At 58.2% G+C, this 26,071-nt stretch carries 18 protein-coding genes and 2 pseudogenes; 13 read left to right on the top strand and 7 right to left on the bottom strand.

Annotated features, from left to right (window positions below; genetic code table 11):
- The first annotated feature begins 36 nt into the window (after window positions 1-36).
- Window positions 37-723: a hypothetical protein gene (locus AC4ANE_RS14220; RefSeq protein WP_002553713.1), complete on the top strand. Its 687-nt coding sequence runs from the start codon at window positions 37-39 to the stop codon at window positions 721-723.
- Between the two features lie 19 nt (window positions 724-742).
- Here AC4ANE_RS14220 and AC4ANE_RS14225 read toward each other — a convergent pair whose 3' ends face one another.
- Window positions 743-1,738, bottom strand: coding sequence for an aldo/keto reductase (locus AC4ANE_RS14225; RefSeq protein ID WP_031594791.1), 996 nt, complete (start codon window positions 1,736-1,738; stop codon window positions 743-745).
- Between the two features lie 181 nt (window positions 1,739-1,919).
- On the opposite strand from AC4ANE_RS14225, the gene lexA reads away from it, so the two are divergent.
- The 8 genes from lexA to AC4ANE_RS14265 all read left to right on the top strand — a co-directional run bounded on the left by lexA (window position 1,920) and on the right by AC4ANE_RS14265 (window position 12,710).
- Window positions 1,920-2,537 (top strand): transcriptional repressor LexA, encoded by a 618-nt coding sequence (lexA, locus tag AC4ANE_RS14230; RefSeq protein WP_031594792.1) that lies wholly within the window; start codon window positions 1,920-1,922, stop codon window positions 2,535-2,537.
- A complete protein-coding gene (imuA, locus tag AC4ANE_RS14235) occupies window positions 2,537-3,157 on the top strand; it encodes a translesion DNA synthesis-associated protein ImuA (RefSeq protein ID WP_032074412.1) in 621 nt (206 codons plus the stop codon). Before lexA ends, imuA begins: the two co-directional genes overlap by 1 nt.
- A 7-nt stretch (window positions 3,158-3,164) precedes the next feature.
- Entirely contained in the window at window positions 3,165-4,580 is a 1,416-nt protein-coding gene (locus AC4ANE_RS14240) for a Y-family DNA polymerase (RefSeq protein WP_010215271.1), read from the top strand.
- Complete coding sequence (locus AC4ANE_RS14245) at window positions 4,577-7,678, top strand: error-prone DNA polymerase (RefSeq protein WP_031594794.1); 3,102 nt, start codon at window positions 4,577-4,579, stop codon at window positions 7,676-7,678. The genes AC4ANE_RS14240 and AC4ANE_RS14245 overlap by 4 nt, the downstream gene beginning before the upstream one ends.
- Before the next feature lie 99 nt (window positions 7,679-7,777).
- Entirely contained in the window at window positions 7,778-9,697 is a 1,920-nt protein-coding gene (locus AC4ANE_RS14250; RefSeq protein WP_144001797.1) for an NACHT domain-containing protein, read from the top strand.
- A gap of 111 nt (window positions 9,698-9,808) precedes the next feature.
- Window positions 9,809-11,389, top strand: coding sequence for a hypothetical protein (locus AC4ANE_RS14255; RefSeq protein ID WP_460408366.1), 1,581 nt, complete (start codon window positions 9,809-9,811; stop codon window positions 11,387-11,389).
- Between the two features lie 13 nt (window positions 11,390-11,402).
- Entirely contained in the window at window positions 11,403-11,753 is a 351-nt protein-coding gene (locus AC4ANE_RS14260) for a hypothetical protein (RefSeq protein WP_489981738.1), read from the top strand.
- 105 nt (window positions 11,754-11,858) lie between these two features.
- Window positions 11,859-12,710: an urea carboxylase-associated family protein gene (locus AC4ANE_RS14265; RefSeq protein ID WP_002553718.1), complete on the top strand. Its 852-nt coding sequence runs from the start codon at window positions 11,859-11,861 to the stop codon at window positions 12,708-12,710.
- A gap of 4 nt (window positions 12,711-12,714) precedes the next feature.
- Here the strand turns inward: AC4ANE_RS14265 and AC4ANE_RS14270 are convergent.
- A pseudogene (locus AC4ANE_RS14270) lies at window positions 12,715-13,646 on the bottom strand (magnesium transporter CorA family protein).
- Window positions 13,647-13,650: 4 nt separating this feature from the next.
- Entirely contained in the window at window positions 13,651-15,237 is a 1,587-nt protein-coding gene (locus tag AC4ANE_RS14275; RefSeq protein WP_031594795.1) for a RimK family ATP-grasp domain-containing protein, read from the bottom strand.
- Between the two features lie 93 nt (window positions 15,238-15,330).
- Here AC4ANE_RS14275 and AC4ANE_RS14280 point away from each other — a divergent pair, with 93 nt between their 5' ends.
- Window positions 15,331-16,491, top strand: coding sequence for a peptidase C39 family protein (locus AC4ANE_RS14280; RefSeq protein WP_002553721.1), 1,161 nt, complete (start codon window positions 15,331-15,333; stop codon window positions 16,489-16,491).
- Window positions 16,488-17,390 carry a polysaccharide deacetylase family protein gene (locus AC4ANE_RS14285; RefSeq protein WP_002553722.1) on the top strand — a complete coding sequence of 301 codons (903 nt, stop codon included), beginning with the start codon at window positions 16,488-16,490 and terminating at the stop codon, window positions 17,388-17,390. The genes AC4ANE_RS14280 and AC4ANE_RS14285 overlap by 4 nt, the downstream gene beginning before the upstream one ends.
- A 7-nt stretch (window positions 17,391-17,397) precedes the next feature.
- Here AC4ANE_RS14285 and AC4ANE_RS14290 read toward each other — a convergent pair whose 3' ends face one another.
- The 4 genes from AC4ANE_RS14290 to AC4ANE_RS14305 form a co-directional block, all read right to left on the bottom strand.
- On the bottom strand, window positions 17,398-18,657 hold the full coding sequence (locus AC4ANE_RS14290) for a metal-dependent hydrolase family protein (RefSeq protein ID WP_002553723.1): 1,260 nt from the start codon (window positions 18,655-18,657) through the stop codon (window positions 17,398-17,400).
- Window positions 18,654-19,964 (bottom strand): MFS transporter, encoded by a 1,311-nt coding sequence (locus AC4ANE_RS14295; protein ID WP_002553724.1) that lies wholly within the window; start codon window positions 19,962-19,964, stop codon window positions 18,654-18,656. Before AC4ANE_RS14295 ends, AC4ANE_RS14290 begins: the two co-directional genes overlap by 4 nt.
- Before the next feature lie 187 nt (window positions 19,965-20,151).
- Window positions 20,152-21,063, bottom strand: coding sequence for a LysR substrate-binding domain-containing protein (locus AC4ANE_RS14300; RefSeq protein WP_002553725.1), 912 nt, complete (start codon window positions 21,061-21,063; stop codon window positions 20,152-20,154).
- A 24-nt stretch (window positions 21,064-21,087) separates the two neighbouring features.
- Window positions 21,088-21,993 (bottom strand): LysR substrate-binding domain-containing protein, encoded by a 906-nt coding sequence (locus AC4ANE_RS14305; RefSeq protein WP_002553726.1) that lies wholly within the window; start codon window positions 21,991-21,993, stop codon window positions 21,088-21,090.
- Between the two features lie 154 nt (window positions 21,994-22,147).
- Between AC4ANE_RS14305 and ydiJ the strand changes: the two genes are divergently transcribed.
- Both ydiJ and AC4ANE_RS14315 read left to right on the top strand, forming a co-directional pair.
- Complete coding sequence (gene ydiJ / locus AC4ANE_RS14310) at window positions 22,148-25,195, top strand: D-2-hydroxyglutarate dehydrogenase YdiJ (protein WP_002553727.1); 3,048 nt, start codon at window positions 22,148-22,150, stop codon at window positions 25,193-25,195.
- Window positions 25,196-25,330: 135 nt separating this feature from the next.
- Window positions 25,331-26,037: pseudogene (locus tag AC4ANE_RS14315) on the top strand (transposase); the annotation flags it as partial.
- Window positions 26,038-26,071 lie beyond the last annotated feature (34 nt).

A 26,071-nucleotide genomic window follows, 5' to 3' on the forward strand; every position in this document is an offset into this window, starting at 1 on the left:
TGATCCCTTTCAAATGCGCACCGGACTCAGAAAATAATGAATATGCCGAAAATGCCTTCGATCACCCGACTCCAGCGCCGCATCGCATGGTGCTTCTTCCCCTCCTTGCTGGTGGCTTCTGCCCTGGCCCTGTTCACCATGGGCAAGGGGGTTCATGCCGAGCCCAAGAACGGCACGCAGACACTGGTATTTCTTCGTCATGCCGAAAAACCGGCCATGGGGCTGGGGCAACTGAACTGCCAAGGGCTCAACCGGGCCATCGAACTGTCGGAGGTCTTGCCCAGGGAATTCGGCAAAGCTGACTTTATCTTCGCCGCCAACCCCAGCCGACACGTGGAAGAGGGTGAGGGCGACCTGTCCTACAACTACGTGCGTCCGCTGATGACGGTAGGGCCCAGCGCAATCAAACTGGGTCTGCCCGTCAACCTCGACTTTGGTGCCAACGACACCGCAGACCTGGCCGATGAGCTGATGCGGGACAAGTACCACAACGCAGTTATCTACACCGCCTGGTCGCATGGCTACCTGCCGGAGCTGATCAACAAGGTTGCTGAAGAAGCGTCCGGCAAGAGCACTAACCTGCTTGATGACTGGACGAACGATGATTTCGACTCAGTGATTGTCGTCACCCTGAAATGGGTCGATGGCAAGGCCACGCTCGATTACAAGAATCAAAAACAGGGCCTAAACAACGGCACCGAGACCTGCCCTGAGGCGACCTGATCTCGAACCGCAAACGTTTTCAGCCGTTGAGCGACTTCATCGACTCCGGGCTGTAACGCTCGCCCGACACGGCCCCTTGCGCCGGGAAGATCGCATCCAGTTGAGCCAGCTCATCGGTACTCAGTGTCAATGAAGCCGCTGCCACGTTGCTTTCCAGGTACTTGCGCTGTTTGGTGCCCGGGATCGGAATGATGTCGTCGCCTTGAGCAAGTACCCAGGCCAGCGCCAGTTGCGACGCGCTGACGCCTTTGGCCGCAGCCAGTGCCTTGACCTTTTCTACCAGCGCCAGATTGCGATTGAAGTTTTCGCCCTGAAAGCGCGGGCTGAAACGACGGTAGTCATCGGCAGCGAAATCGTCCGGGGTGCGCAATGCGCCAGTCAGAAAACCACGGCCCAGCGGGCTGTAAGCCACGAAAGCAATACCCAGGCGACGGCAAGTGGCGAGCACATTGTCGTGCTCCGGATCGCGTGACCATAACGAATATTCACTTTGCACGGCCGCCAGCGGATGCACGTTGTGGGCTCTTTCGATGGTCGCTGCGCTGGCTTCGCAGATACCTATATGGCGAACCTTGCCAGCCTTGACCAGCTCGGCCATGGCACCGATGGTGTCCTCGATGGGCACATTGGGGTCGACACGGTGCTGATAGTAGAGATCAAGATAATCGGTATTCAGCCGTTTCAGGCTGGCATCGATGGACTGGTGAATGTACGCCGGGCTGCCATTCACGCCACGCGCATGCGGGTCATCGCCACGCACGATGCCGAACTTGCTGGCCAGGTAAATACCTTCACGCTTGCCTTCAAGAGCCCGGCCGAGCAACGTCTCGTTGGTGTGCGGGCCATACATGTCAGCGGTATCAAAAAAAGTGACACCCAGTTCCAGCGCGCGGTGCAAGGTGGCGATGGATTCCTTTTCGTCGATGCCGGTGGTGTAGAAGTCCGACATTCCCATGCAGCCCAGTCCGATGGCAGAAACCTGCGGACCGTGGTGACCCAGTTGGCGAGTGATCACAATGAACTCTCCTGATCGTTGAAATAGCCGTCAAGTCTCTACGCTTTAGTTGGCGCAATAAACCGGGAGTTTCTTATTTCACTGTTGTGAAAATCCGAATAATTAACGTCCACGAAGCGCAAGAGCGTGCGGCGTCAATCCGACAAACCGTACTAGTCACAAAATCACGAGTGGAGTACAAATGTACTCCATGAACACATTATCTCCCCGTCGCAGCGCAATCCTTACCTTCATCCGCGATCGCATCGCGCAGCAAGGGCAATCGCCGAGCCTGGCGGAAATCTCCGAGGCTTTCGGTTTTGCTTCACGCAGCGTGGCGCGCAAGCACATTGTGGCCCTCACAGAAGCCGGTCTGATCGAGGTCGTAGCGCACCAGGCCCGGGGTATTCGCCTGCTCAACAGTGAGCCGCGGCCCGAATTGCTCGAAATTCCGGTGTTGGGGCGCGTAGCAGCGGGCGTACCTATCGGGCCGGATCTCGATATTCACACCACATTGCATCTGGATCGCAGCACGTTTACCCGTGTGCCGGACTACCTACTGCGCGTGCAGGGCGACTCGATGATCGAAGACGGTATTCTCGATGGCGATCTGGTCGGCGTGCACCGTAACCCGCAGGCCAGTGACGGGCAGATCGTCGTTGCCCGCCTGGACGGCGAAGTCACCATCAAGCGCCTGCAACGCAGTGCCTATCAGGTGCGCCTGTTGCCGCGCAACCCGGCCTACGAACCGATCATTGTCACGCCTGATCAGGACTTCGCCATCGAAGGCGTGTTCTGCGGGCTGGTCCGGCGCGAATGATGGGCGCGGTGGTCAGCCTTGACGCTTTGCTGGATGAGCGCAGGGTCTGGAAAGGCCGTCAGCAGAGCGCGCCGCAGGTCAGCCCGCACCCCAGTGGCCATGCATTGCTGGACAGCGCCTTGCCCACTGGCGGCTGGCCTGCTGCCGCCCTGACTGAAATTCTCATCCCGGCCAATGGCAGTGGGGAATTGCGTCTGCTGTGGCCAAGTCTGGCAAGGTTGTCCGCGATCGGTGAGCGCATTGTGCTGGTTGCACCGCCCTACATTCCGTACCCGCAAGCCTGGCTGGCCGCCGGGGTCGATCTGCGCCAACTGGTCGTCAGCGAGGCCGGTCCCCGCGATGCCCTATGGGCTGCCGAACAATGCCTGCGCTCCGGCAGCTGTGGCGCGGTCGTGTGCTGGCCCGGCATGGTCGATGACCGTGCGCTGCGACGTTTGCAGGTCGCTGCCGAAACCGGGCAGACCCTGGCGTTTGCCTGCCGCCCGCAGCAGGCCGCCGCCAACCCGTCACCGGCGGCCCTGCGCATCGCTATCGATACCCGTCCTGCACAATTGCGGGTGCTCAAGTGCCGTGGCGGGCTTGCGCCGCCTTTCCCCATTCCATTTTCGACCGACGTTTGAGGTTCTTATGCTCTGGGCCTGTGTCTTGCTGCCGCAACTGGCGCTCGACGGCGTCATGCGTCGTCGTAACGATCCCGATGAGCCTCTGGCGCTGATCAGCGGCAGTGCTCAACGTCGCGTGTTGCAAGCCGTCAATCCGGCGGCGCGTGCGCTGGGTTTGAAAGCCGGGCAGTCACTGACGGCCGCTCAGGCGCTGGTGTCGAACTTCTCCATGGTCGAGCATGACCCAGCCGACATCGAGCGCTTGCAGCAACTGCTCGCGGCCTGGGCATACGGTTTCAGCTCCAATGTCAGCCTCAAGTACCCTCGAGTGCTGCTGATGGAAATCGAGTCCAGCCTCAAGCTGTTCGGCCCATGGCCGGTGTTCGAGGCACGCTTGCGTGAAGAGTTGACCGCGCAGGGCTTCCGGCATCGCATCGTGGTCGCGCCCAACCCGATAGCCGCACGCATGCTGGCCAACATGCATGACGGGCTGAGCATTGATTGCCCGCAGGCGTTGCGCCGCAGCCTGGAGCATATGCCGCTGGAACGTATCGGTCTGAGCCGTGAAACCGCCACAGCCCTGACACGCATGGGGCTGCGCTCTGTGCGGCAGGTGCTGGCCCTGCCGCGCGATACACTGGCGCGGCGGTTCCCGGCCAGCGTGCTGCAGCATCTCGATACATTGCTTGGCGAACGACCGGTGGCACTGGAGTGCTACACACCGCCGGACTTCTTCGATGTACGCATCGAGCTGAATTTCGACGTCGAGTCGCATCAGGCCCTGTTGTTTCCGCTCAAGCGGCTGATCGCCGATCTGGCTTTGTTCCTGGCCGGACGCGACAGCGGTGTGCAGCGATTTTCCCTGCATCTGGAGCACGTTGAAGGTCCGGAGACTGTGGTGCCAGTCGGACTGCTGAGCGCCGAGCGCGATGCGTCGATGCTGTTCGAACTGGCCCGCGGCAGGCTGGAACAAGTGCTGGTGGCGTCGCCGGTACGTGCCGTGCGCTTGCTGGCGCAGGATTTGCCGGATTTTGTCCCGGCGCACCGCCAGTTGTTCGATGAGCGCGTGCAGCAGACCCTGCCTTGGGAGCAACTGCGCGAGCGCCTGCGTGCGCGACTGGGTGACGAGTCTGTGAATGGCTTGCGCGCCCAGGCCGATCACCGTCCTGAATGTGCCTGGCAACCACACAGCACAAGCAAACCGGTCTTGCCGGCCAAAGCTTGTATGCGCCCGGGCTGGTTGCTGCGAGAACCCCAGCCGCTGCCACTTCATGCCACGCGCATCGTGGCGGGGCCCGAGCGAATCGAATCAGGCTGGTGGGACGGCGGCGATGTACGTCGCGACTACTATCTGGTCGAAACCTCCAGCGGCCAGCGCGCCTGGGCCTATCGCAGCGTGGGCGAGCAGGGTGAACTGCTGCTGCATGGCTGGTTCGCATGACCAGCGAATACGCCGAGCTGCATTGCCTGTCCAACTTCAGTTTTCAGCGCGGCGCCTCAAGCGCCCGTGAGCTGTTCGAACGAGCCTCGCGCCACGGCTATCAGGCGCTGGCCATCACTGACGAGTGCACGCTGGCCGGTATCGTACGTGCGTGGCAGGCGTCCATCAGCACCGGCCTGCCGTTGATCATCGGCAGCGAAATGCACATCGAGAACGGGCCGAAAGCCGTGCTGCTGGTGAAAAGCCAGACAGGTTATGAGGCGTTGTGCAAATTGATCACGGTGGCACGCCGCAGAGCCAGGAAAGGTGAGTACCGGTTGTTGCGTGAAGATTTCGAGCCGTCTCCGGACGGGTTGCTGGCCATCTGGCTGCCGGACATCGAAGGCGACGCGCAAGCCTGCCTGGCGCATGGACGCTGGTTGCGTGAGCGCTTTGCCGAGCGCCTCTGGCTCGGCGTGGAGTTACATCGCGGCGCGGATGACGAGCAGCGTCTGGCCGACTTGCTGGCGCTGGCGCTGGCGCAATCGTTGGGTATCCCGGCAGTTGCCAGCGGTGATGTGCACATGCACGCGCGCGGTCGGCGTGCCCTGCAGGACACCATGACTGCCATTCGCCATCACACGACCGTGGCCGAAGCAGGGCACCTGTTGTTTGCCAACGGCGAGCGTCATTTACGGCCACTGGATGCGCTTGCCGAGCATTACCCGGACTGGCTGCTGGCCGAATCGGTGCGTATTGCCCGGCGCTGCACGTTTGATCTCAAACAATTGAAATATGAATACCCGCACGAGCTGGTCCCCAAAGGCCAGACACCCACGTCGTGGCTGCGTGAACTGACCGAGCGCGGTGCCCGCAAACGCTGGCCGAACGGGCTGACGCCAGCCACCCGCGCGCAGGTCGAGAAGGAACTGGCCCTGATCACGGAAAAGAAGTTCGACAGCTACTTTTTGACCGTGCATGACATCGTCGAGTTTGCCCGCAGCCAGCATATCCTTTGCCAGGGACGTGGCTCGGCGGCCAACTCGGCAGTGTGTTATGCGCTGGGGATCACCGAGCTGAACCCGGAAAAGAGCAACCTGCTGTTCGAGCGCTTCATCTCCAAAGAGCGCAACGAGCCACCGGACATCGACGTGGATTTCGAGCACGACCGCCGCGAAGAAGTCATTCAGTACATATTCAGGCGTTATGGTCGGGGCAGGGCGGCGCTGACGGCGGTGGCCAGCACGCATCACGGCTCGGGCGCAGTGCGTGATGTGGCCAAGGTGCTGGGTTTGCCGCCTGACCAGATCAACGCCCTGGCCGATGCCTTCAGCCGCTGGAGCGATTCGCTGCCGTCGCCCGAACGCCTGCGCGAATACGGCTTCGATGCCGACATGCCAATCCTCAAGCGTGTGCTGGCACTCACCGGCGAGCTGATCGGCTTTCCTCGGCATTTGTCGCAACATCCGGGCGGCTTCGTGATTTCCGAGCATCCGCTGGAGACGCTGGTGCCTGTCGAGAACGCCGCGATGGCCGACCGCACGATCATTCAGTGGGACAAGGACGACCTGGACCTGGTCGGCCTGTTGAAAGTCGACATACTTGCACTGGGCATGCTCAGCGCTTTGCGCCGCACGTTCGATCTGGTGCATCTGCACCGGGGCAAGCGCTGGACCCTCGCAGACCTGCCGGGAGACGACCGGAAAACCTACGAAATGATCAGCCGCGCCGACACCATCGGCGTGTTCCAGATCGAGTCGCGTGCGCAGATGGCCATGCTGCCGCGCCTGAGGCCGGAAAAATTCTACGACTTGGTCATCGAAGTCGCCATCGTCCGGCCCGGGCCGATCCAGGGCGACATGGTTCACCCATATCTGCGTCGGCGTAATAAAGAGGAAGCCATTACCTATCCGCCTAAACTAAAAAGCGTCTTTGAGCGCACCCTGGGCGTGCCGCTGTTCCAGGAGCAGGTCATGGAAGTGGCGATCATCGCTGCCGACTACACCCCGGGCGAAGCGGACGAGTTGCGCCGCGCGATGGCCGCATGGAAACGTCACGGCGGGCTGGAGCCGCATCGCGAACGGCTGCGTACGGGCATGCTGAAAAACGGCTACGAAGCGGATTTTGCCGACCGGATTTTCGAACAGATCAAGGGCTTTGGCAGTTATGGTTTCCCCGAGTCCCATGCCGCCAGTTTCGCCTTGCTGACCTACGCCAGTTGCTGGCTTAAGTGCCATGAACCGGCAGCGTTCACCTGCGCACTGATCAACAGCTGGCCGATGGGGTTCTATAGCCCGGATCAACTGCTGCAGGACGCACGTCGCCACCACATTGAAATCCGCCCGGTGGATGTGCGCTACAGCGACTGGGATTGTTCGCTGGAGCCGCTCGATCATCCCGACCGCACACGCAATCTGGCGATTCGCCTCGGGCTGCGCATGGTCCGTGGCTTTCGTGAGGAAGATGCCTTGCGCATCGAAGTCGCGCGCGCGAAACGCCCGTTTGTCGATGCCACGGACCTGACGTTGCGCGCCGAACTGGACTCGCGCGCCGCCGAAGCACTGGCGGATTCCGGTGCCTTGGGCGGCCTGATCGGCCATCGGCACCGGGCGCGCTGGGAAGTCGCCGGGGTTGAGGCCCAGCGCCCGCTGTTCGACGACCTGCCCAGCGAAGAAACCCAAGTGATCTTGCCACTGCCGACTGTGGCCGAAGACCTGGTGGCCGACTACACAACGCTGGGCACCACCCTGGGCCCACACCCGCTGGCCTTGCTGCGCCGGCAACTGGCTGCCAAGCGCTTTCGCAGCTCACAAGACTTGTTACACCTGGAAAACGACCGGACCCTCAGCGTGGCGGGGCTGGTCATTGGCCGTCAACGGCCGGGCACCGCCAGTGGCGTGACCTTCGTGACGCTGGAAGACGAATTCGGCATGGTCAACATCGTGGTCTGGCGCGACCTGGCCGAACGTCAGCGCAAGGTGCTGGTGGGCTCGCAACTGCTGCAGGTATTCGGGCGCCTGGAATCAAAAAGCGGCGTACGGCACCTGATCGCCCAGCGGCTGTATGACCTGACGCCGCTGTTGACCGGACTGGATGTGCGCAGTCGGGATTTTCAGTGAAAGTCATATTGTTGGTTATCGCTTGATGATGGTGGTTTATGACATCCTTCATTTAATCTCTGCTAATCCGGGTTGACCCTATTAAGGTTACAGTACCACATGAGCGAACGCGAAAATATGGAAGTGCTTCCGAGCGTAATGCGTACCCTTTGGTACGAGTCCTCAGATGGTCGAACCCATATATCTCAAGCTGACGTCCTGGCAAAAGAAGAGCCGGTAGTCATCCTTGGCGAGGCTGGCATGGGGAAGTCTCATCTACTTAAGTGGCTTGCCGATCATCCCGGATATGCGTTTTGCACTGCCCGGCAACTCATCAACCGCCGTGATCCTCAAACGATTTTGGGCACCGCTCAGACCATCGTGATTGACGCATTAGATGAGGTAAGCAGCCAGAGAGACGGCGACGCTGTTGACCTTGTTTTGCGTCGATTAGGAGAGCTCGAATACCCTCGCTTTATTCTTTCTTGTCGGGTGGCAGATTGGTGGGGCGCTACAAGTCTAGAAGCCATTCAAGAACAATACCCCAAGACCACATTGGAAATGCACTTGAATGCTTTTGATAAAGATGACTCTGAAAGGTTTTTAAGCGCTTCGGTGGGTCTAGAAGCCGCTCAGTCGATAATTGAGCATTTTAATTTTCGTCACTTAGAAGGATTGCTTGGTAATCCGCAAACCCTTGAGTTGATTGCCCGTATTGCTAGTTCGAAAAAACTTCCTGAGACGACTGGCGAACTATTCAAGCAAGCAATTGAGATTTTACGAATTGAGCATCGGAACTCCAATGCCCAAAATCAGCTACCTAGAGATGCCAGCCTAAACGGCGCAGGTGCTGCGTTCGCGTGCCTGATTTTGACCGGTAGCGAAGCCATCGTTCGACTTTCTGAAGCAAGTGCTTCTGAAGGCGAGCTACAACTTGCAGACGTCTCACTCTTGCCGGGTGGGGATGTACTAAAAGAGATTCTTGGTACTAGGCTATTCAAAGCCGAGGGGGCTGATCGATTTTCTTATCTTCACCGCAGGGTGGGAGAATACTTAGGAGCCCAATGGCTGGCTAAACAGGCTAATACACATACTAAACGCAGGCGTCTTCTTTCGTTGTTGCAAGTAAATGGGCTCGTGCCCTCCAGCCTTCGAGGGATTCATGCATGGCTTGCACTTGATCCAGCTTTGGCCAAAGATGTGATTGCTGCAGATCCAATGGGTTTGATTGAATACGGAGATGTAAGCGGGCTAACAGTTGATCAAGCAAAATGCCTAATTAAATCTTTAGAAAAATTAGCAATGGAGAACCCCAGATTTCGAGATTGGCGCCATTACGCAATGCACGGCCTTGGATTTCCAGTGCTTATAGAGGAGATTAGGCGACTGATAGTTTCCCCTGAAACACCCTTTGGTCTTCGATTGCTAATGTTGGAGGCAGTGCAGGATAGTAATATTGCAGCGGCGCTAAAGGATGACTTAAAAAAGCTCTTTTTGGATCCTGTAGCCGATTTTGCATGCAGGAAAGTTGCGGGAGAAATACTTGTTGATTTAGAGTGTGCATTATCTTGGCCTGGGATTTTATCGTTATTACGCAGCTTCGAAGATGAGCTGTCGGTTCGTTTGGCTATTGAGTTGATTGATGACATTGGTTACGAATGGATAGACGGTTGTTTGATAGCTGAGCTTGTTGTTACTTTCGCTAAAAGTGGCAGTTGTACCGTTGGTGTTCTAATGTCTCTGGAAAAAAATCTTCCAGAGTCTAGTTTGGAAAGTGTGCTTGAAAACTTGGCGGTTTTAGCGGTCTCAATGGGTAAGTATTATGAGCGTCCAGGTAATGATGTGCTAACTGACTTCGTATATCACTTGGTGGCTCGCCGAATTGTTTTTGGCAATACTGATCCAAAGTTGCTTTGGCGTTGGATAGAGCCGTTTCGAAGTGGTGCTGGATATGGATATGAGTCGCGGCAGAAACTTAATGAGTTTCTCTTGGTTAACGATTGTTTTCGACAAGCAGTACAGCGCTTAGTGATATTGTAACTGGCTGGTGATCGTGGTTCCTATCAGCAAGCTTGTAAATTATACGAGCGTTCAGGCGGTTTCAGAGTTTCCGAATCCGACCTCATTATCTTGTTGGGGTTTCTTGATCCGTTGGACAAAAGCGACAGGCGTTGGCGGGATATTATTCAGCTCATTGCGCATGACTCTCAGAATGGCGTGCAGGTTCGTGCTCTTGCAATTCCTTTCGCAGCACATAGCTTAGAAGAAATGAGCTGGATAAAAAATCTGGCAGAACCCATTATGCCTGAATGGCAAATCCAGCAGATAGAGGACGATCGTCAACGAGAGGCTAAGCGCTTAGCGGCGCATGCTGGGCATCGAAATTACTTTGCTGCACGCATCAACAAAATGCGCCGTGGTTCTTCAGAGGAACTCGTGGCACCTGCCCAAGCCTATCTTAACCTCTATAACGATATTGAGGACGCTCCTGCTCACGAGCGAGTAAGTCGATGGTTGGGGGATGATATTGCCGAGTCTGTCCATGAAGGGTTTGAAGCTTTTCTTATGCTTGCCTCTCCAGAGCCCACTGCACAACAGATTGCGCATAGTCATGCTAACGGCCGATTCTCTGGGGCTGGTTATATTCTTATTGCTGCTCTCGCAGAAAGGTATAGAAAAAAGATAGGTGTAGAAGACTTATCTAACGAACGCCTGATGGCTGGATTATTCCAGCTTCTTCATAGTCGCGTGGATCACCATGCAGGAGTTCCGGAGCTATTTAGGTATGTCGAGACTGCCGTTCGGGATCGCGGCATATGGAATGAGGCTATGAGAATGTTTTATGAGCCACAGTTGCATGAGTGCAATCAACACGTTGAAGGATTGTATAGGCTTATGCGCGACCCCTTAGACTTGGAAATGAGTACAGTGTTTGCTGGCGAATGGCTTCAGCGATTTACAAATTTAGTAAGCGGTATAGAAATAGAGCTGATTGAAAGGCTGATTCGTTCGAGTCGACTTGAAATTTTAAGAGATTTACTTGGGCAGCGTTTGATTTTGGCGAGCGAAGAGCGTCGCCTTAATTGGATTGCTATTGGGCTAATAGTGGACTTCTCTAGCACTGCAATCTATCTCAAGACGCAGCAGATTCTTCCTGAGCTTTTTTGGTATATACGAGATAGGGTCGGCGATCGAAGCAGTAACGACGTTAGTATCTCACCGCTTACAGCGGGGCAACGTGAATGGATTGTAGAAACGTTCCGCTCATCATGGCCTATGGTTGGGCGCCCGAGCGGTACGACGTCAGGTAACTCAAATGCATGGGATGCAAGCAGTTTTATTTCTAATCAAATTTCTCGAATAGGTAACTATTGCAACGAAGAAGGCGTGAGTGCGTTAGCGGGTATAAGGGATGCTAGCACGGATGGCTACTCTGAATTGATTAAGTCTGTTGTGGCGGAGCAGGCGAGAAAAATTGTAGAAAGCTTGTATAGGCCGCCAACCTTGGATGCTATTGCCGCTATCATGCATGATAACCTCCCAGCATGCATGCCGGATCTACAAGCCATTGTTATTGAAGAGCTTTTAATAGCGCAGGCAAAAATCAAAAGCGATGATGCCGAGTCTTGGCGGGGTTTTTATGATGATAGCGGAAATCCTTACGCAGAAGAGCGTTGTCGCGACCATCTTTTAGGCATACTACGATCAAGGATCGTCAGATATTTCATATGATCCTGAAACTCATGTGGCTAACGATAAAGAGGTCGATATAACCTGTTCGGCTGGCGCACTTCGTTTACCGATTGAGGTAAAGGGGCAGTGGCACGCTCAACTCTGGAAAAGCGCTGACCAGCAGCTTGATACGCTTTATACCAGGGACTGGCGTGCTGATAGTTTTGGAATATATCTGATACTTTGGTTTGGGGCGCAGGAAATGAAGAATAAATCCTTGCGCAGCCCCGGGAGGGAAAAGCTGTCGCCTACGACTCCTGATGAGCTCAGAGATATGCTTGCTGGCGAGAGCAGCTCCGCATGTAGTGGGAGAGTCGCCGTGGTTGTGCTGGATTTGGCACGTTTAACGGCATCCAACAATTAGGGGCACTCGGAAAATAGATTGGCCAAGCCCATCACCTTCAAAAAAGGCATTAGGCCCGCAATTTGCAGTGTTGAACACTTTCATCCTGCCAACGAGAAGCCCTGTATGTACAAAGACTATCCAGCCGCTTACCAGGTCAGCAAAGGCGCGGCGCTGCAAGTGGACACTGCCTTTTATGAGCGCATCCGCACGAATGCGCAGCAACGCACCCTCGTCGAACAGTTCGAAGTACCGATTCGTACCGGGCGGGCCTGGAAGGTCAAGGCCGGTCAGGTGTTTCGTGTCACCACACCGTTTGGCCCGCAGGTGGGCGATTTCAATCTGTGGAACGCCAACGACCCTCGGGAGCGCCTGTGGGCGGCGCGCACGCGTCAGTTGCAGGGCGCGCATGTCAGCACCCATGACCGGCTGTGGTCGAACCTGCCGTTTTTACGGCCGCTGGTCACCATCACCGATGACAGCCTGGCCAGCTACGGGATCGACGAGCATGGTGGCCGCCTGCACGATTTGCTCGGCACGCGCTGTGATCCCTACGTCAACAAGATGCTGACCGGCGAAGACTTTCATCATCACTGCCATTCGAACCTGACCCGCGCAGTGTTGCCGCACGGGCTGACCGAATTCGATGTGCATGACGTGTTGAATATCTTCCAGTGCACCGGCCTGAACCATGACGACATGTACTTCATGAAAGCCTGTCCGGCGCAAAAGGGCGATTACCTGGAGTTCTTTGCTGAAATCGACCTGCTGTGCGCCTTGTCGACCTGTCCGGGGGGAGACCTGTCACTGCCGATGTGGGGGCCTGACGCGCAGGACCCGTTAAGCGTTTGCCGTCCGCTGGGCGTCGAAATCTACGATCTCGACGCTGCGTTGCTGGAGGGTTGGCAGTCTCCCGAACGTGCAGCTTATAACGGTCAGCATGGCTTGCAGATTGCCAAGGCTGAATGGGAAAAATAACCGCTCAGGCTGCGCGAGCCATCTTGCGCAGCCCCCAGACCATCACCGCCCCCAGCCCGAGCATGGCCCCAGAAGCAGTGCCGGGTAGGCCACCCACCAGTGCAGGGGGGCGGTCATCATGCTGAATTCCGACATGCCGCCGATCCCGGCAATCAGGTTCAGGGGCAGAAACACCACATTGATTAGCGTCAGTTTGCGCAGCAGGGTGTTGGTGCTGTTATTGACCAGATTTCCGCGTGCATCCATCAACCCGGCGAACACCGTGGAATAGATCTCCGCCTGTTTGTAGCACTGGTCGTTCTCGATGATCATGTCGTCGATCAGCGCCAGGCTGTCGGCTGCGTATTGCCGGCCTTGCGCATGGTTGCGCAGACGCGTCAGGACCGCACCGTTGCTGTGGATGGCATTGATGTAATACACCAGACTTTCGCTGAGGTTGAACATCTGCAGCAAATGGCGGTTTTCCAGGGAAGAGTTGAATTTCTGCTGCAATTCCCGGGCGACCATCTTGATGACTTTCAAATGGCCCAGATAGTGATGAATATTGTTGAACAGCAGCTCCAGAAGGATATCCAGCGGCTGGTCCAACGGGCGGTGAGCCCCCAGCGCGCTCAAGGGTTGCTCGTCATCGCAGATCAGCACCAGCTGGTCCCGGCTCAACAGCACGCCAAAGGACGAAACGTCGAACGAGAAGCTGTCCTTGCCCGAATAGTTCTCGGGACGTTTCCAGATGACGAACAACGCATCAGGGTGAAACTCGATGCGCGAAATTTCGTCGGGGTCGAGTGCCGAGGCAACGGCATGCTCATCAAGGTGAAATCGCTCCAGCAATAATCTGCGTTCCCCGGCATCGGGTTTGCTGAACCACAGCACCTGAGCCTTTTGCGGGTCACATGCCAGCAACTGGTTGTTGTCGAGTTTCAGGCCCTGAATCATCGTTTCACCATGCCTGGCCGAGGCGCTTGAGCTCAAGACGGCGGACGAATTCTTCCAGCACCAGGCTGTACAGATCATTCTGCAGATAAGCGTCTTTGATGCCGGCGTCCAGATTCGGGTTGTCGTTGACCTCAATCACCACCACTTGATCGCCTGACTGTTTCAGGTCCACGCCATACAACCCGTCACCAATCAGGTTGGCAGTCTTGAGCGCCAGTTCGACCACGGCGCGCGGCGCTTCGTGCACCGCCAGGGTACGGCATTCGCCAATGACCTCGGCACCGATTGCCTTGTGGTTGTAGATCTGCCAATGCCCTTTGGACATGAAGTACTGGCAGGCGAATATCGGTTTGCGGTTGAGAATGCCAATGCGCCAGTCGTACTCGGTGTAGAAAAACTCCTGAGCCAGCAACAACACCGAATGCTCGAACAATTGGGCTGTCGCCGTATGCATTTCCTCGGGCGTACTGACTTTGATCACGCCTCTGGAAAAACAGCCATCGGGAATCTTCAATACCAGCGGGAAACCCAGGCGTGTGGCCACGTGCTGCAGTTCTTCAGGGCGATCCTTGTAGAGGATTTCCGTTCGCGGCATGCCCAGATCGTGGCTTTTTAGCAGGTCAGTCAGGTAAACCTTGTTGGTGCAACGCAGGATCGAGGTGGAGTCATCCATTACCACCAGCCCCTCGCTCTCGGCCTTCTTGGCAAAGCGGTAGGTGTGGTTGTCAACGCTGGTGGTTTCGCGAATCAGCAGCGCGTCGTACTCGGCCAGTCGGGCGTAGTCTTTCTTTTCAATCAGCTCGACATCGATGCCCAGGCGCTGACCGACGCGGATGAAATTGGCCAGCGCCTCGGTGTTGGACGGTGGCAGCTGTTCCTGCGGGTCATGCAGGATCGCCAGGTCATAGCGGGCCATGCGCCGGGAGCTGGGCTGGCGCCAGACGTTGCGGCTGAAGCCTTCCAGCGCCATGGCGAACTCATCCTGCTGATCATCGCGCAGGCGCGGCAAAGCACCGGCCTTGATACCGGCAATGTGCCAATTGTCGCGCTTGCGAAACTCCACCATCAGGATCGGGCAGGGGAAGACTTCAAACAATTGACGGGCGAGATCCTTCAACGGCTCAAGTGTGGTCTGGCCGAAGTAAAGTGTCAGGGTAAACCCTTCGGTGTCGTCATAGGGGTGATCCTGAAGTGCGGTTTCCAGCAACTTGTCCAGGTCATCGAGTGCCAGGCCGTAGAGTGACTTGCGGGTCAATTCGCTGATGGTCTTTACCGAGGGAATGACATTGTGCTGGCGTGCTTCGGCCAGCAGGGAACAGTAATAACCGTGGCCCAGGTATTTGTAGCTGCGGCACAGGTTGATGACTTGCACACGCTTGCCTGCCGTGGCTTTCAGCGGCTTTTCCAGATAATCCTGGGCGCTGATCAAGTCTTCGCTGGGGAAGTACGATGCCCAGTCTTCGAGCCGTTCGACAATAATCACCAGTTGCCTCTGCGCTGCAAAGAGTGTTGTGGGGTCTGCTCGTCGGGTTGTTGCTGAAAGCGCAAGTTGCGCAGATACTTCGTTCATCTTCACCTGTGCCGCTGACATGTGTAATCGATCCGATGGGAAACAAGTCCTTTCTATTAAGCATGTGCTTTTTGAAATGTCCCGTTTCGTTACACAACTTTTACGGCGGTGCAGATGGACTTTATATTTCGCGATGCAGTTGAAACCGATGTCGACGAATTGCTGCTCTTGGAGAACCAGTGCTTTGACGGCGACCGCCTGACCGCGCGCAGCTTTCACTGGATGATTCGCCGCGCCAATGCCAGCCTGATCGTCGCCGAGCAGGTCGGAAAGCTCACCGGCTATGCGCTGGTGCTGTTTCATCGGGGCACCTCGCTGGGGCGTTTGTATTCGCTGGCGATTGCCGATGCGGCGCGGGGCAAGGGGCTGGGCAAGCAGTTGTTGCAACGTGCCGAGCAGAAGGCCGTGGGCCGCGACTGCGCTTACCTGCGCCTTGAGGTGCGCCGTGATAACCACGCGGCTATCGGGCTGTACGAACGCAACGGTTACCGGCGCTTCGCTCAGGTCGACGACTATTACCAGGACCATGCGCCGGCGCTGCGTTACGAGAAGCGCATCGTCGAGCATGCCCGGCTGGACAGTCGTTCAGTGCCTTACTACCAGCAGACTCTGGAATTCACCTGTGGCCCGGCCTGCCTGTTGATGGCGATGAAGGCTCTGCAACCTGCGCGTTTGATGGATCGCGCCGAAGAACTGCAGATCTGGCGCGAGGCGACCACGGTGTTCATGACCTCCGGCCACGGTGGATGCAGCCCTCAAGGGCTGGCGCTGGCTGCCCGGCGACGGGGCTTCGCCGTGAAGTTGCTGGTGTCGGTGGCAGGCCCGCTGTTTCTGGGCGGCGTGCGCAGCGACAACAAGAAACAGGTGATTCGCCTGGTTCACGAGCAGTTCTGTCATGAGCTGCGAACCTGCGGTGTAGAGACGCTGCCCAACCGCTCATTGAACCTGCCTCGCGTACTGGCCGAGGGCGGCAAGCCGCTGGTGTTGATCAGCAGCTATCGCCTGACACGCTCCAAGGCACCGCACTGGGTGATGGTCACCGATTGCGACAGCGATTTTGTCTACCTGCACGATCCTGATATTGATCACAGCCTGCATCGCCAGGCCATCGACTGCCAGCATATGCCGGTAAGCCATGCCGATTTCAACCGCATGAGTTGTTTCGGCACCGATAAACTGCGCGCCGCAGTGATTGTGTTTGCCGCGCCTGTGGATGATCATGCGTGCGCTTCCCAAGCGGCTTCAGCAGCCCGGCCACAGGATCCCGTACATTGATCAAGTCAGCCCTCAAGGCCCTTTGCGCATTGGCCATCGCCGCGAGCCTGTCGGCCTGCATCAGCGCGCCAGTCCCTCTGACGCCAAAAACTGCCGAACAGTTGCAGCAACAGCCACCAGTGCGGTTTCTGCTGAGCTTTGATGACGGCCCCAGTGCGACGACTTTTTACAACCCCAGTATCACCGTACTCGACAGCCTGGCCGACAATCCGTTGCAGCCGAACATCAAGGCCGTGTTCTTCGTGCAGACCGGCGCCACAGGCGCAGGGAATAGTGATCAGGGGCGGGCGATCATGCATCGTCAGCATGAAGAGGGGCATTTGCTCGGCTTTCATACCGCCACGCCGCACCACACCAATCATCGTTCGTTGACCGATGAGGAGCTGGAGCAGTCCCTGACCCAAGGCTGCGCCATCATCGCCTCGATTACCGGCGTGCCGACCACGTTGTTGCGCCCGCCGTTCTGGAACTACGACAAGCGCACGTTCAGCGCCTACCAGCGTCACGACCTGCATGTATTACTGACTGACCTGAGCGCCAATGACGGCAAGATCTGGGGCTATAACTTCAGCCTGCGCCGCCGTTCCAACATGGTCAGTCAGCTCTCGCAGGTGCGCGAGCGCATTGCCGCCGGAGAGCTGCCTGCGGTGGACGGGGTGATTCCGGTGGTGGTGACCTTTCACGACCTGAACCGCTACACCGCGCGGCATGCGCGGGAGTACCTGCAGATACTGGTCGACAGTGCCCATCAGACCGGCGTGCGACTTGCCGACAAGCCGTTCTACGATGACAGCGCGCAGTTGCAGCGCGCTGCCCTGGCGCGCACGGTCAAGGACGCGGGGCAGCCTGTAAGGCTACCCGGCGCATGGAGCTGGATCTGGGACCACAACGCTCACTGACGCCCGGTCAGACTAGGGTGTTCTTACGCACGTGACCGCCCTGAACAATCATCGCCAGATGCTCGCCCTGACCGACCAGACAACCGATATCGCTCAGCGGGTCGCCATCCACCACCAGCAGATCGGCTATCGCACCGGCGCTGATGCAACCCAGTTCACCCTCGCGCTGGAGTATCTGCGCCGCAACACTTGTTGCACTGCGTAACGCCGCCAGATTACCGAGCAGTTCGGCGCGAATCTTCAGTTCGTGGGTCTGGTACTCGTGCATTTCCCCCAGTAAATCCGAGCCATAGCCCATCGGTACGCCCGCTTCGGCGAACAGCAGCAGGGCGTTGCGGCCGGCCTGGCGCACATCCTCGATTTTGGCCACCGAGTCCGCTGGCAGGCCGAAGCGCTCGCCGTATTCGGCAAGCATTTCATAGGTGACCTGAGTCGGCACCGCAAATGCGCCTTTTTCGGCCATCAGTCGGGCGGTGTCGGCATCCACCAGGTTGCCGTGCTCGATGGTTCTTACGCCGCATTCTATGGCGCGCCGAATCGCTCGTGCGGTATAGGCATGGGCCATCACGTAGGTATTCGCAGCGGCGGCTTCGTCAACGATGGCGCGGATTTCAGCTTCGCTGTATTGGGTGTTGGCAATCGGATCGGTTGGTGACGAGACGCCGCCCGAAGCCATGATCTTGATCTGGTTGGCGCCCTGTTGCAGCTCTTCGCGCACGGCCAGACGCACGTTATCGACGCCGTCCACTACGCGGGCGATGGCCCCGGCCCGAAAGCAGCACGAGCAAGGCTCGTTGAGCAGCAATTCGCCCCGTGCGCGCATGTCGCCATGGCCGCCGGTCTGCGACAGTGCTTTGCCCGAAGCGAAGATCCTTGGCCCGGGAATCAGCCCCATCTGGATCGAACGCGCCAGCGCCCAGTCGGCACCCCCAGCATCACGAACAGTGGTAAAACCGCGGTTGAGCATCGCAGCCAGAATCGGTAATGCGCGGTACATGATGATTGCGTTGGGTTGCAGGGCATTCATGCCCAGGTTGGCGTTGGAAGCCAGCACATGCACATGGCAGTCGATCAGGCCGGGCATCAGGGTTCTGCCGCCCAGATCGATAATCTGAGCGCCAACCGCGGCAGGCTCGCCTTCGGCACGCACGTCGATAATGCGCTCACCCTCGATCACGACTTCCTGGCCGGAAATCAATTGCCCTTTTTGCAGGTCCAGCAGACGGCCGTTGCGCAGGATCAGGCGTGTAGGATCAGCACTACTCATTGGAAAGCTCCAGACAGGGGACGATGGGCAGCAGGCGCACGGTCGCGATACAGCAGCGCACCAATGCCGCTGACGACGGCCGCGAACATGATGTAGAAAGCGGGTGCCAGGTTGCTGCCGGTCGAGGCAATCAGCCAGGTGATGGTGAAGGTGGCAAAGCCGCCGAAAATGGTGACGGCAAAGTTGTAGGCCACCGAAAGCCCGGTGGACAGCACGTGGGTGGGCAGTAATTCGCCAAAGGCTGCAAGGATCGAACCGATGTAACCGGAAATCAGCAGGCCGAGTACCAGCTCAAAGACCAGCAGCGAAAACAGTCCCGGCATCTGGTTGATGAACAGGAACATCGGGTAGGCGCTGAAGAAGATGGCAATTGCCGAGCCCAACAACCATGGGCGATGCCCGCTACGGTCTGCCAGGGCGCCGACAATCGGTGTGGCGACGATCAGTACTGCACCACCCATCATGCCGGCGCTGAAGCCCATCCATGACGGCAGGCCGAGCAAGCGCTGGGCGTAGGAGGGGATGTAAAACAGGATGGCATAGGTGCAGACGGTCCACAGCACGACCAGCGAAAAGCTGATCAGGGTCTGGCGCGGGTAGGTCTTGATGACTTCGCGCAGAGGCGACTCGACTGGTTTTGCGGCCTTGTAGGCAGGCGTCTCATCCACCCGGCTGCGAATATAGAAGCCGACCGGCCCGATCAGTGTGCCAATAAGAAATGGCACCCTCCAGCCCCAGCTTTCCAGCTGCGCCTGGGTAAGGTAACTGGACAGAATGGCACCCAGCGCAGAGCCGAGCAGCACTGCAACGCCGATGCTGGCCTGAATCCAGCTGGAGTAGAAGGCTTTCTTGCCGGGCGGAGCATGCTCGGTCAGGAATGCGGTGGCACTGCCCATCTCGCCACCGGCAGAGAACCCTTGCAGCAGTCGCGCCAGAACAATCAGCAGCGGTGCCAGATAGCCAATTTGCGCGAAGCTGGGCGTCAATCCGATGATCAGCGTCCCCAGCGCCATCAGCAGGATGGTCAGGGATAAAGCCGCCTTGCGCCCGCGCTTGTCACTGTAGATGCCCAGAACAATGCCGCCCACCGGACGCATGAAGAAGCCGACCCCAAAGGTCGCCAGCGCCAACAGGTAAGAGGTCAGCTCGCTGCCGGTGGGGAAGAACACTTTGGCAATGATCACCGAGAAGAAGCTGTAGACCGTGAAGTCAAACCATTCCAGGCCATTGCCGATCACCGTAGCGGTCACCGCGCGGCGTGTCTTTTGTTCATGGGTGCGTGAAGCAGAGGATCGTAATGTGCTCACTGGATAAGCTCCTGCATGCGATGCGCGCAGGGAAGCCCCTGCAGTGGCTGCATTGATTAAGGGGCAGGGTTGATGTAAGTGCGGCTGAGTCAGGTCTTTTTGCCCGTTTCAGTCGAGAGTAGGTGCTGGGCCGATTTTAAGAAAACGCTCATTGCGCAGGTTTGCATGCGTTATGTGCATGCAAGCGTCAGAGGCGGGGCGCTAGTGTGGTTATCTCATCTGTCAGCCATTTCTCGAACGCACGCGCAGCGCGCCGGGGCGTTTTACCGCTGGGTGTCAGCAAGTAATAGCCGCCTACCGCGCCGACGCTTTTCTTGCAGGCTGGTACCAGTGCACCGGATTGCACATGGCGGTCAATCATTGGCTGCCAGCCAAGCACGATGCCGTGCCCGGCGACAGCCAGGTCGACCAGCACCGGATACAGGTTGACGGTCATGCGCTTGCGGATCAGCGACGCATCAACGCCCTGACGGCCGAACCAGTCTCCCCAGGACAGCCACTGACGTTGCCCGTCTTCCAGCATCAGCAGGCAGTGGTCCAGCAACTGTGCAGGTTCCAGCAGTTGGCCGTTCAGGTAGTCTGGCGAGCAGTAGGCATTTACCGATTCGGCGAACAGCAAACGACTGTCGAGGCCCGTCGGTGATGTTTCGCGCAGGAAATACAGCGCCAGATCGAATTCCGCGCGAATCAGCGAGTCCAGCCCGTCAACCACTCGCAGGCGGATATCCACGGCGGGGAAGGCATCGCGATAGCGTCCCAGCAAAGGGCCCAGCCACAGTGCGGCCACGCCGCTGGAACACGCCAGCGTCAGTTGTTGTTCGCCGCTATGGGTAATGACTTGTGCCGTGGCCTCTGCACACAGGGTCAGCACGCGCTGGATCTGCTCGGCGTAAATCTGCCCGGCGACCGTCAGATGAATGCGCTTGTGCTCGCGACGAAACAGCGCGCGGCCGAGAAATTCCTCCAGTTGCGCGACCTGACGGCTGATCGCGCTCTGGGTGAGGTTCAGTTCGCTGGCGGCACGGGTAAAACTAGCGTGCCGAACGGCGGCTTCGAAGGCGATCAGGTTCTGCAAGGGTGGAAGGGGCTCGATACGCACGGCGGCTCCTGTTGCGGGCAGGTTTTACAAAGGGTCGGGAAACGGTGTCGATAGCAGCCAATCCCTGAACACGCACAGCGATGGCAGGTTCTGAAAGCGCGTCGCGTACGCCAGGTAGTAATTGCGCCCGCTGTCCAGCGGCTCGAACAGGGTGACCAGTTCGCCGCTGTTGATTTCGTCCTGCACCAGAATGCGCGGTACCAGTGCGATACCGATGCCCGCCGCCACAGCCTGGATCAGGTGCGAGGTCAGTTCGAAACTCGGGCCGGGGCGCATGATGTGGTGGTCCAGCCGATTACTGTCGAACCAGTCCGACCAGGCATTGGGCCGCGATACCACGCTCAGCAACGAATGCTGGGCCACCTGCGCCGGGGTGATCGTCTGGTAGCCGACAAGCGCAGCAGGGCTGGCAATGACCACCAGTTTTTCGCTGACCAGCGGGTGGGCGATGTAACCGGGCCAGTTGCCGTTACCCGCACAGATGATCGCGTTCATTTCGCTGGCTGCCGGCGTCAGGTCGGCATGCACGATGCGTGAGTGGATGTGCACCACATAGCCCGGATGCCGGGTGTAAAAATCATTCATCCGCGGCAGCAGCCATTTGGAGCCGAAGGTGGGCAGCACGGCCAGGTGCAGCGTGCCGCCTTCTGCCTTGTGCGCAATGGTTTGCAGGGTTGCACTGCGAATACGGCCCAGCGCCGCGGCCAGCTCATGCTGGTACAAGGCACCGGCAGTGGTCAGTTCGATACGTCTGCCATCACGCTTGAACAGCTCGACTTCCAGTTGGGCTTCCAGCGCCTGCACCTGGCGGCTGACGGCGCTCTGGGTCAAGGCCAGTTCGTCTGCGGCTTTGGTGAAGCTGCCATGCCGCGCGGCCGCCTCGAAAGCGAGCAACAAAGACATGGAGGGCGTCAGTCTTCTGGTGTTCATTCATAAAACTCATGGAAAAACGGCATCTTTTACGTTTGCACTGAAGCATGACACGCCGGAGAATCACGATAACCGTTGATAACGCCATGCATACGAGCGTTTCGAAGCATACGTGCTTTGCATATAAAACGCCTAGCCAGCCAGGAAGACCACCATGATTGCGCTGTTGAAACCGACCTCCGAGCAGGTCGGTCACTATGACCGTTTCCTCAATGCCCTGGTGGAGGGCGGCTTTCGCGGCGAAATAGCCAGGGACCTCGGCTCGCGTACTGTGCTGGCCACTGACAACTCCATCTATCAGCGCCTGCCGCAGGCTGCGGTGTTCCCGATGGACAGCCACGATGTGGCAATTGTCGCCCGCCTGGCAGCGCGGCCCGAGTACAAGCAGGTGGTGCTGACCCCGCGTGGTGGTGGCACAGGGACCAATGGGCAGTCGTTGACCGACGGCGTGGTGGTCGACCTGTCGCGGCACATGAACAATATCCTTGAAATCAACGTCGAGAAACGCTGGGTGCGGGTGCAGACCGGCGTGGTCAAGGACCAGCTCAACGCAGCGCTGAAGCCGCACGGGCTGTTTTTCGCGCCGGAACTGTCGACCTCCAACCGCGCCACGATTGGCGGCATGATCAACACCGACGCCAGCGGGCAGGGCAGTTGCACCTACGGCAAGACCCGTGACCATGTGCTGGAACTGACGACCGTGCTGCTCGGTGGTTCCTACGTCAACAGTCAGTCATTCAGCGCTGAGCAGCTGGCCAGCGAGCAAGCGCGTGTTGACCGTGCTGGCGATGTGTATCGCTGTGCGCAGCAGATCGCCGATACGCAGGCGCAATTGATCAAGGACGTTTTTCCGCCGCTCAACCGTTGCCTGACCGGTTACGATCTGGCGCACCTGCGTGAGGAAGACGGGCGTTTCAACCTCAACAGCGTGCTTTGCGGTTCCGAGGGGTCGCTGGGTTTTATCGTCGAGGCCCGACTCAACGTCCTGCCAATCCCCAAACATTCGATTCTGGTCAACGTTCGTTATGCCGGTTTCATGGACGCTCTGCGGGATGCCAAGGCGTTGATGGCGCACAAGCCGCTGTCCATCGAGACCGTGGACTCCAAAGTGCTGATGCTGGCCATGCAGGATATCGTCTGGCACGGCGTGGCCGAGTATTTCCCGCAGGACCCGGCCACGCCGACTCTGGGCATCAACCTGATCGAGTTCAGTGGTGATGAGCTGGACGAAGTGGAACAGCGCGTCCATGCATTCGTCGCTCACCTGCAAAAAGACACCTCGGTGGTGCGCCTAGGTCATACCCTGGCAACTGGCAGCGCTGCGGTAAACCGCGTCTACGCCATGCGCAAGCGTTCGGTAGGGCTGCTCGGCAACGTCAAGGGTGAAGCGCGGCCGCAGCCGTTTGTTGAAGACACGGCTGTGCCACCGGAAAACCTTGCCGATTACATTCAGGAGTTTCGTGCGCTGCTGGACAGCTACGGCCTGCAATACGGCATGTTTGGCCATGTTGATGCAGGCGTGCTGCACGTACGACCGATTCTGGACATGAAAGACCCTGCGCAGGCTGCGTTGATTCGGCCAATATCCGACGCCGTCGCCGCGCTGACCAAGCGCTACGGCGGGCTGCTGTGGGGCGAACATGGCAAGGGCCTGCGTTCGCAATACGTGCCTGAATATTTCGGCGAGTTGTATCCCGCATTGCAGGCCCTTAAGGCTGCCTGCGACCCGTTCAACCAGCTGAACCCCGGCAAGATCGCCACGCCTGCGACGGTGCCGGAATCACGCTTGACGCTGGTGGATGAAGTGACGTTGCGCGGTGATCTGGATCGCACTATCGATGAACGGGTCTGGCAGAGCTACGACAGCGCGCTGCACTGTAATGGCAACGGTGCCTGTTACAACTACGACACCGACGATGCCATGTGTCCGTCATGGAAAGCCACGCGTGACCGCATTCACTCACCCAAGGGCCGCGCTTCGCTGGTCCGGGAATGGCTGCGTCTGCAAGGCGAGCAGGATGTCGACGTCCTGACCGCCAGCGCCAGGGCGCGGAATGCCAATGTGCTGAAAAGTCTTGCCGAGCGAACTGTCAACAGCGTGGCCAGAGTAGCAGGGCAGAAGGATTTCTCTCATGAAGTCTACGATGCCATGGCCGGTTGTCTGGCCTGCAAGTCCTGCGCGGGGCAGTGCCCGGTCAAGGTCAACGTGCCTGAGTTCCGTTCGCGTTTTCTGGAGCTGTACCACAGCCGCTACCTGCGCCCGATCAAGGATTACCTGATTGGCTCGCTGGAGTTCAGCACTCCGCACCTGGCGCGCTTTCCGAAGCTGTATAACGCGATCATGGGCGCAAAACCGGTGCGTTACCTGCTTGAGCATGTCGCCGGTATGGTCGACAGCCCATTGCTCAGCCTGATGGACTTTCGCGCGGCCTGCGCCCGCTGGAATGTCGGCATTGCCACGCCGCAGCGTCTGGCCGCGTTGAGCGAGCAGGAGCGCAAACGTACGGTGGTGCTGGTTCAGGATGCGTTCACCCGATACTTTGAAACCCCGCTGGCAGCAGACTGGCTGGAGCTGATCTCGCGCATGGGTTATCAGGTTTATCTCGCACCGTTCGCACCCAACGGCAAGCCGCTGCACGTGCAGGGTTTTCTGGCCGCGTTCGAGAAGGCTGCCAGTTTCAACAGCCAGTCGCTTGTCAAGCTGGCAGGGTATGGCATTCCGCTGATCGGTCTGGACCCGGCCATGACCCTGGTCTATCGCCAGGAGTACAGCAAGACGCTGGGCAGCGAGAGCGTACCGACCGTCATGCTGCCGCAGGAATGGCTGGCTTCTGCGCTTGAGGAGCAGTGTGACGCTCCGTCAGGTGAGACGTATTACTTCCTGCCGCATTGCACTGAAAAGACCAACGAGCCCGCCAGTGTCGGCCTTTGGCAGAAAGCCTTCGCTCGCGCCGGGCTCAGGCTTGATGTGCTGGCCAGCGGTTGCTGTGGCATGTCCGGCACTTATGGGCATGAAACCCGAAACGCGAAAACCAGCGACACCATCTATCGTCAGTCCTGGCAGCCGCTGGTGGCCCGGCATGGCGGTGAAGGTCGACTGGTCGCCGATGGCTACTCATGCCGCAGCCAGGTCAAGCGCCAGGATGGCAAAGTGGTGCAGCATCCACTACAGGTACTGCTGGAACGGGTGAGGGCGCTATAGAGAGGACGCAGAGCGTCCATAACGGCATGCCCACGCGGAGCATGGGCACGATAGTTACAAAACTATCGTTCCTCACGCTCCTGTGAACTGCCCCCAAGAAGTTGGACACCAATCCGACCTCACGGGGGTGTTCAAATGGGTAAGTATTCAGAGCAGTTCAAGCTCACTGTCGTCAAAGCGTATCTTGAAGACAACATGGGCTTTCGTATGGTAGCCCGCCAGTTCTCGATCGATTTCAGCCTGCTTCGACGCTGGGTCGCTAACTACAAGAGTCATGGTCACACCGGCCATCGCAAGCCTGGTCTTCGATACAGCGAAGCTTTCAAGCGCTCAGTGCTTGAGCACAGGCGTGAACACAAGCTATCGCTCCGTCAGGCCGCTGCGCATTTTGGTATCGGGGATCCCGGCCAAATAGTCATTTGGGAAAAGCGGCATTACAGTAGCGGTACAGCCCCGTATGTTCCTGCCAGAAGAAAGCCTGTCGCCATGCCAAAGAAGCCTTATCCCGCCAAACCAGTAACCGCCGACGATACGCAGAAGACGCGCGACCAGTTGATGAGCGAGCTTGAATATCTGCGCATGGAGAACGCTTACCTAAAAAAGTTGGAAGAGCTGAAGGAGCAGAAACGACGGCAACCGAAAAAGCCCTGAGCATCAAGCAACTGAGGGGCCGGTTCCCGCTTTGCGCTCTGCTGAGGCTGGCGGGCTTGGCACGCAGCACGTTTTACTATCAGGTTCAGGTGCAATCCAGACCCGATCCCTATGCTGCTTTGAAACAGTTAGTCGAAAGCATTTACCACGAGGAGAAAGGCCTTTATGGCGCTCGGCGTATCACGGCGGTCTGAACCGCCCCGGGTTTCTCGGAGACCCTTTTGT

This window comes from Pseudomonas sp. Pme6b, from assembly GCF_058129925.1.

What these genes read in the sequence shown, in the direction of transcription:
- AC4ANE_RS14220 (WP_002553713.1), top strand. Translation starts at nt 37, where the DNA reads ATGAATATGCCGAAAATGCCTTCGATCACCCGACTCCAGCGCCGCATC.
- lexA (WP_031594792.1), top strand. Translation starts at nt 1,920, where the DNA reads ATGTACTCCATGAACACATTATCTCCCCGTCGCAGCGCAATCCTTACC.
- imuA (WP_032074412.1), top strand. Translation starts at nt 2,537, where the DNA reads ATGGGCGCGGTGGTCAGCCTTGACGCTTTGCTGGATGAGCGCAGGGTC.
- AC4ANE_RS14240 (WP_010215271.1), top strand. Translation starts at nt 3,165, where the DNA reads ATGCTCTGGGCCTGTGTCTTGCTGCCGCAACTGGCGCTCGACGGCGTC.
- AC4ANE_RS14245 (WP_031594794.1), top strand. Translation starts at nt 4,577, where the DNA reads ATGACCAGCGAATACGCCGAGCTGCATTGCCTGTCCAACTTCAGTTTT.
- AC4ANE_RS14250 (WP_144001797.1), top strand. Translation starts at nt 7,778, where the DNA reads ATGAGCGAACGCGAAAATATGGAAGTGCTTCCGAGCGTAATGCGTACC.
- AC4ANE_RS14265 (WP_002553718.1), top strand. Translation starts at nt 11,859, where the DNA reads ATGTACAAAGACTATCCAGCCGCTTACCAGGTCAGCAAAGGCGCGGCG.
- AC4ANE_RS14275 (WP_031594795.1), bottom strand. Translation starts at nt 15,237, where the DNA reads ATGTCAGCGGCACAGGTGAAGATGAACGAAGTATCTGCGCAACTTGCG.
- AC4ANE_RS14280 (WP_002553721.1), top strand. Translation starts at nt 15,331, where the DNA reads ATGGACTTTATATTTCGCGATGCAGTTGAAACCGATGTCGACGAATTG.
- AC4ANE_RS14290 (WP_002553723.1), bottom strand. Translation starts at nt 18,657, where the DNA reads ATGAGTAGTGCTGATCCTACACGCCTGATCCTGCGCAACGGCCGTCTG.
- AC4ANE_RS14305 (WP_002553726.1), bottom strand. Translation starts at nt 21,993, where the DNA reads ATGAACACCAGAAGACTGACGCCCTCCATGTCTTTGTTGCTCGCTTTC.
- ydiJ (WP_002553727.1), top strand. Translation starts at nt 22,148, where the DNA reads ATGATTGCGCTGTTGAAACCGACCTCCGAGCAGGTCGGTCACTATGAC.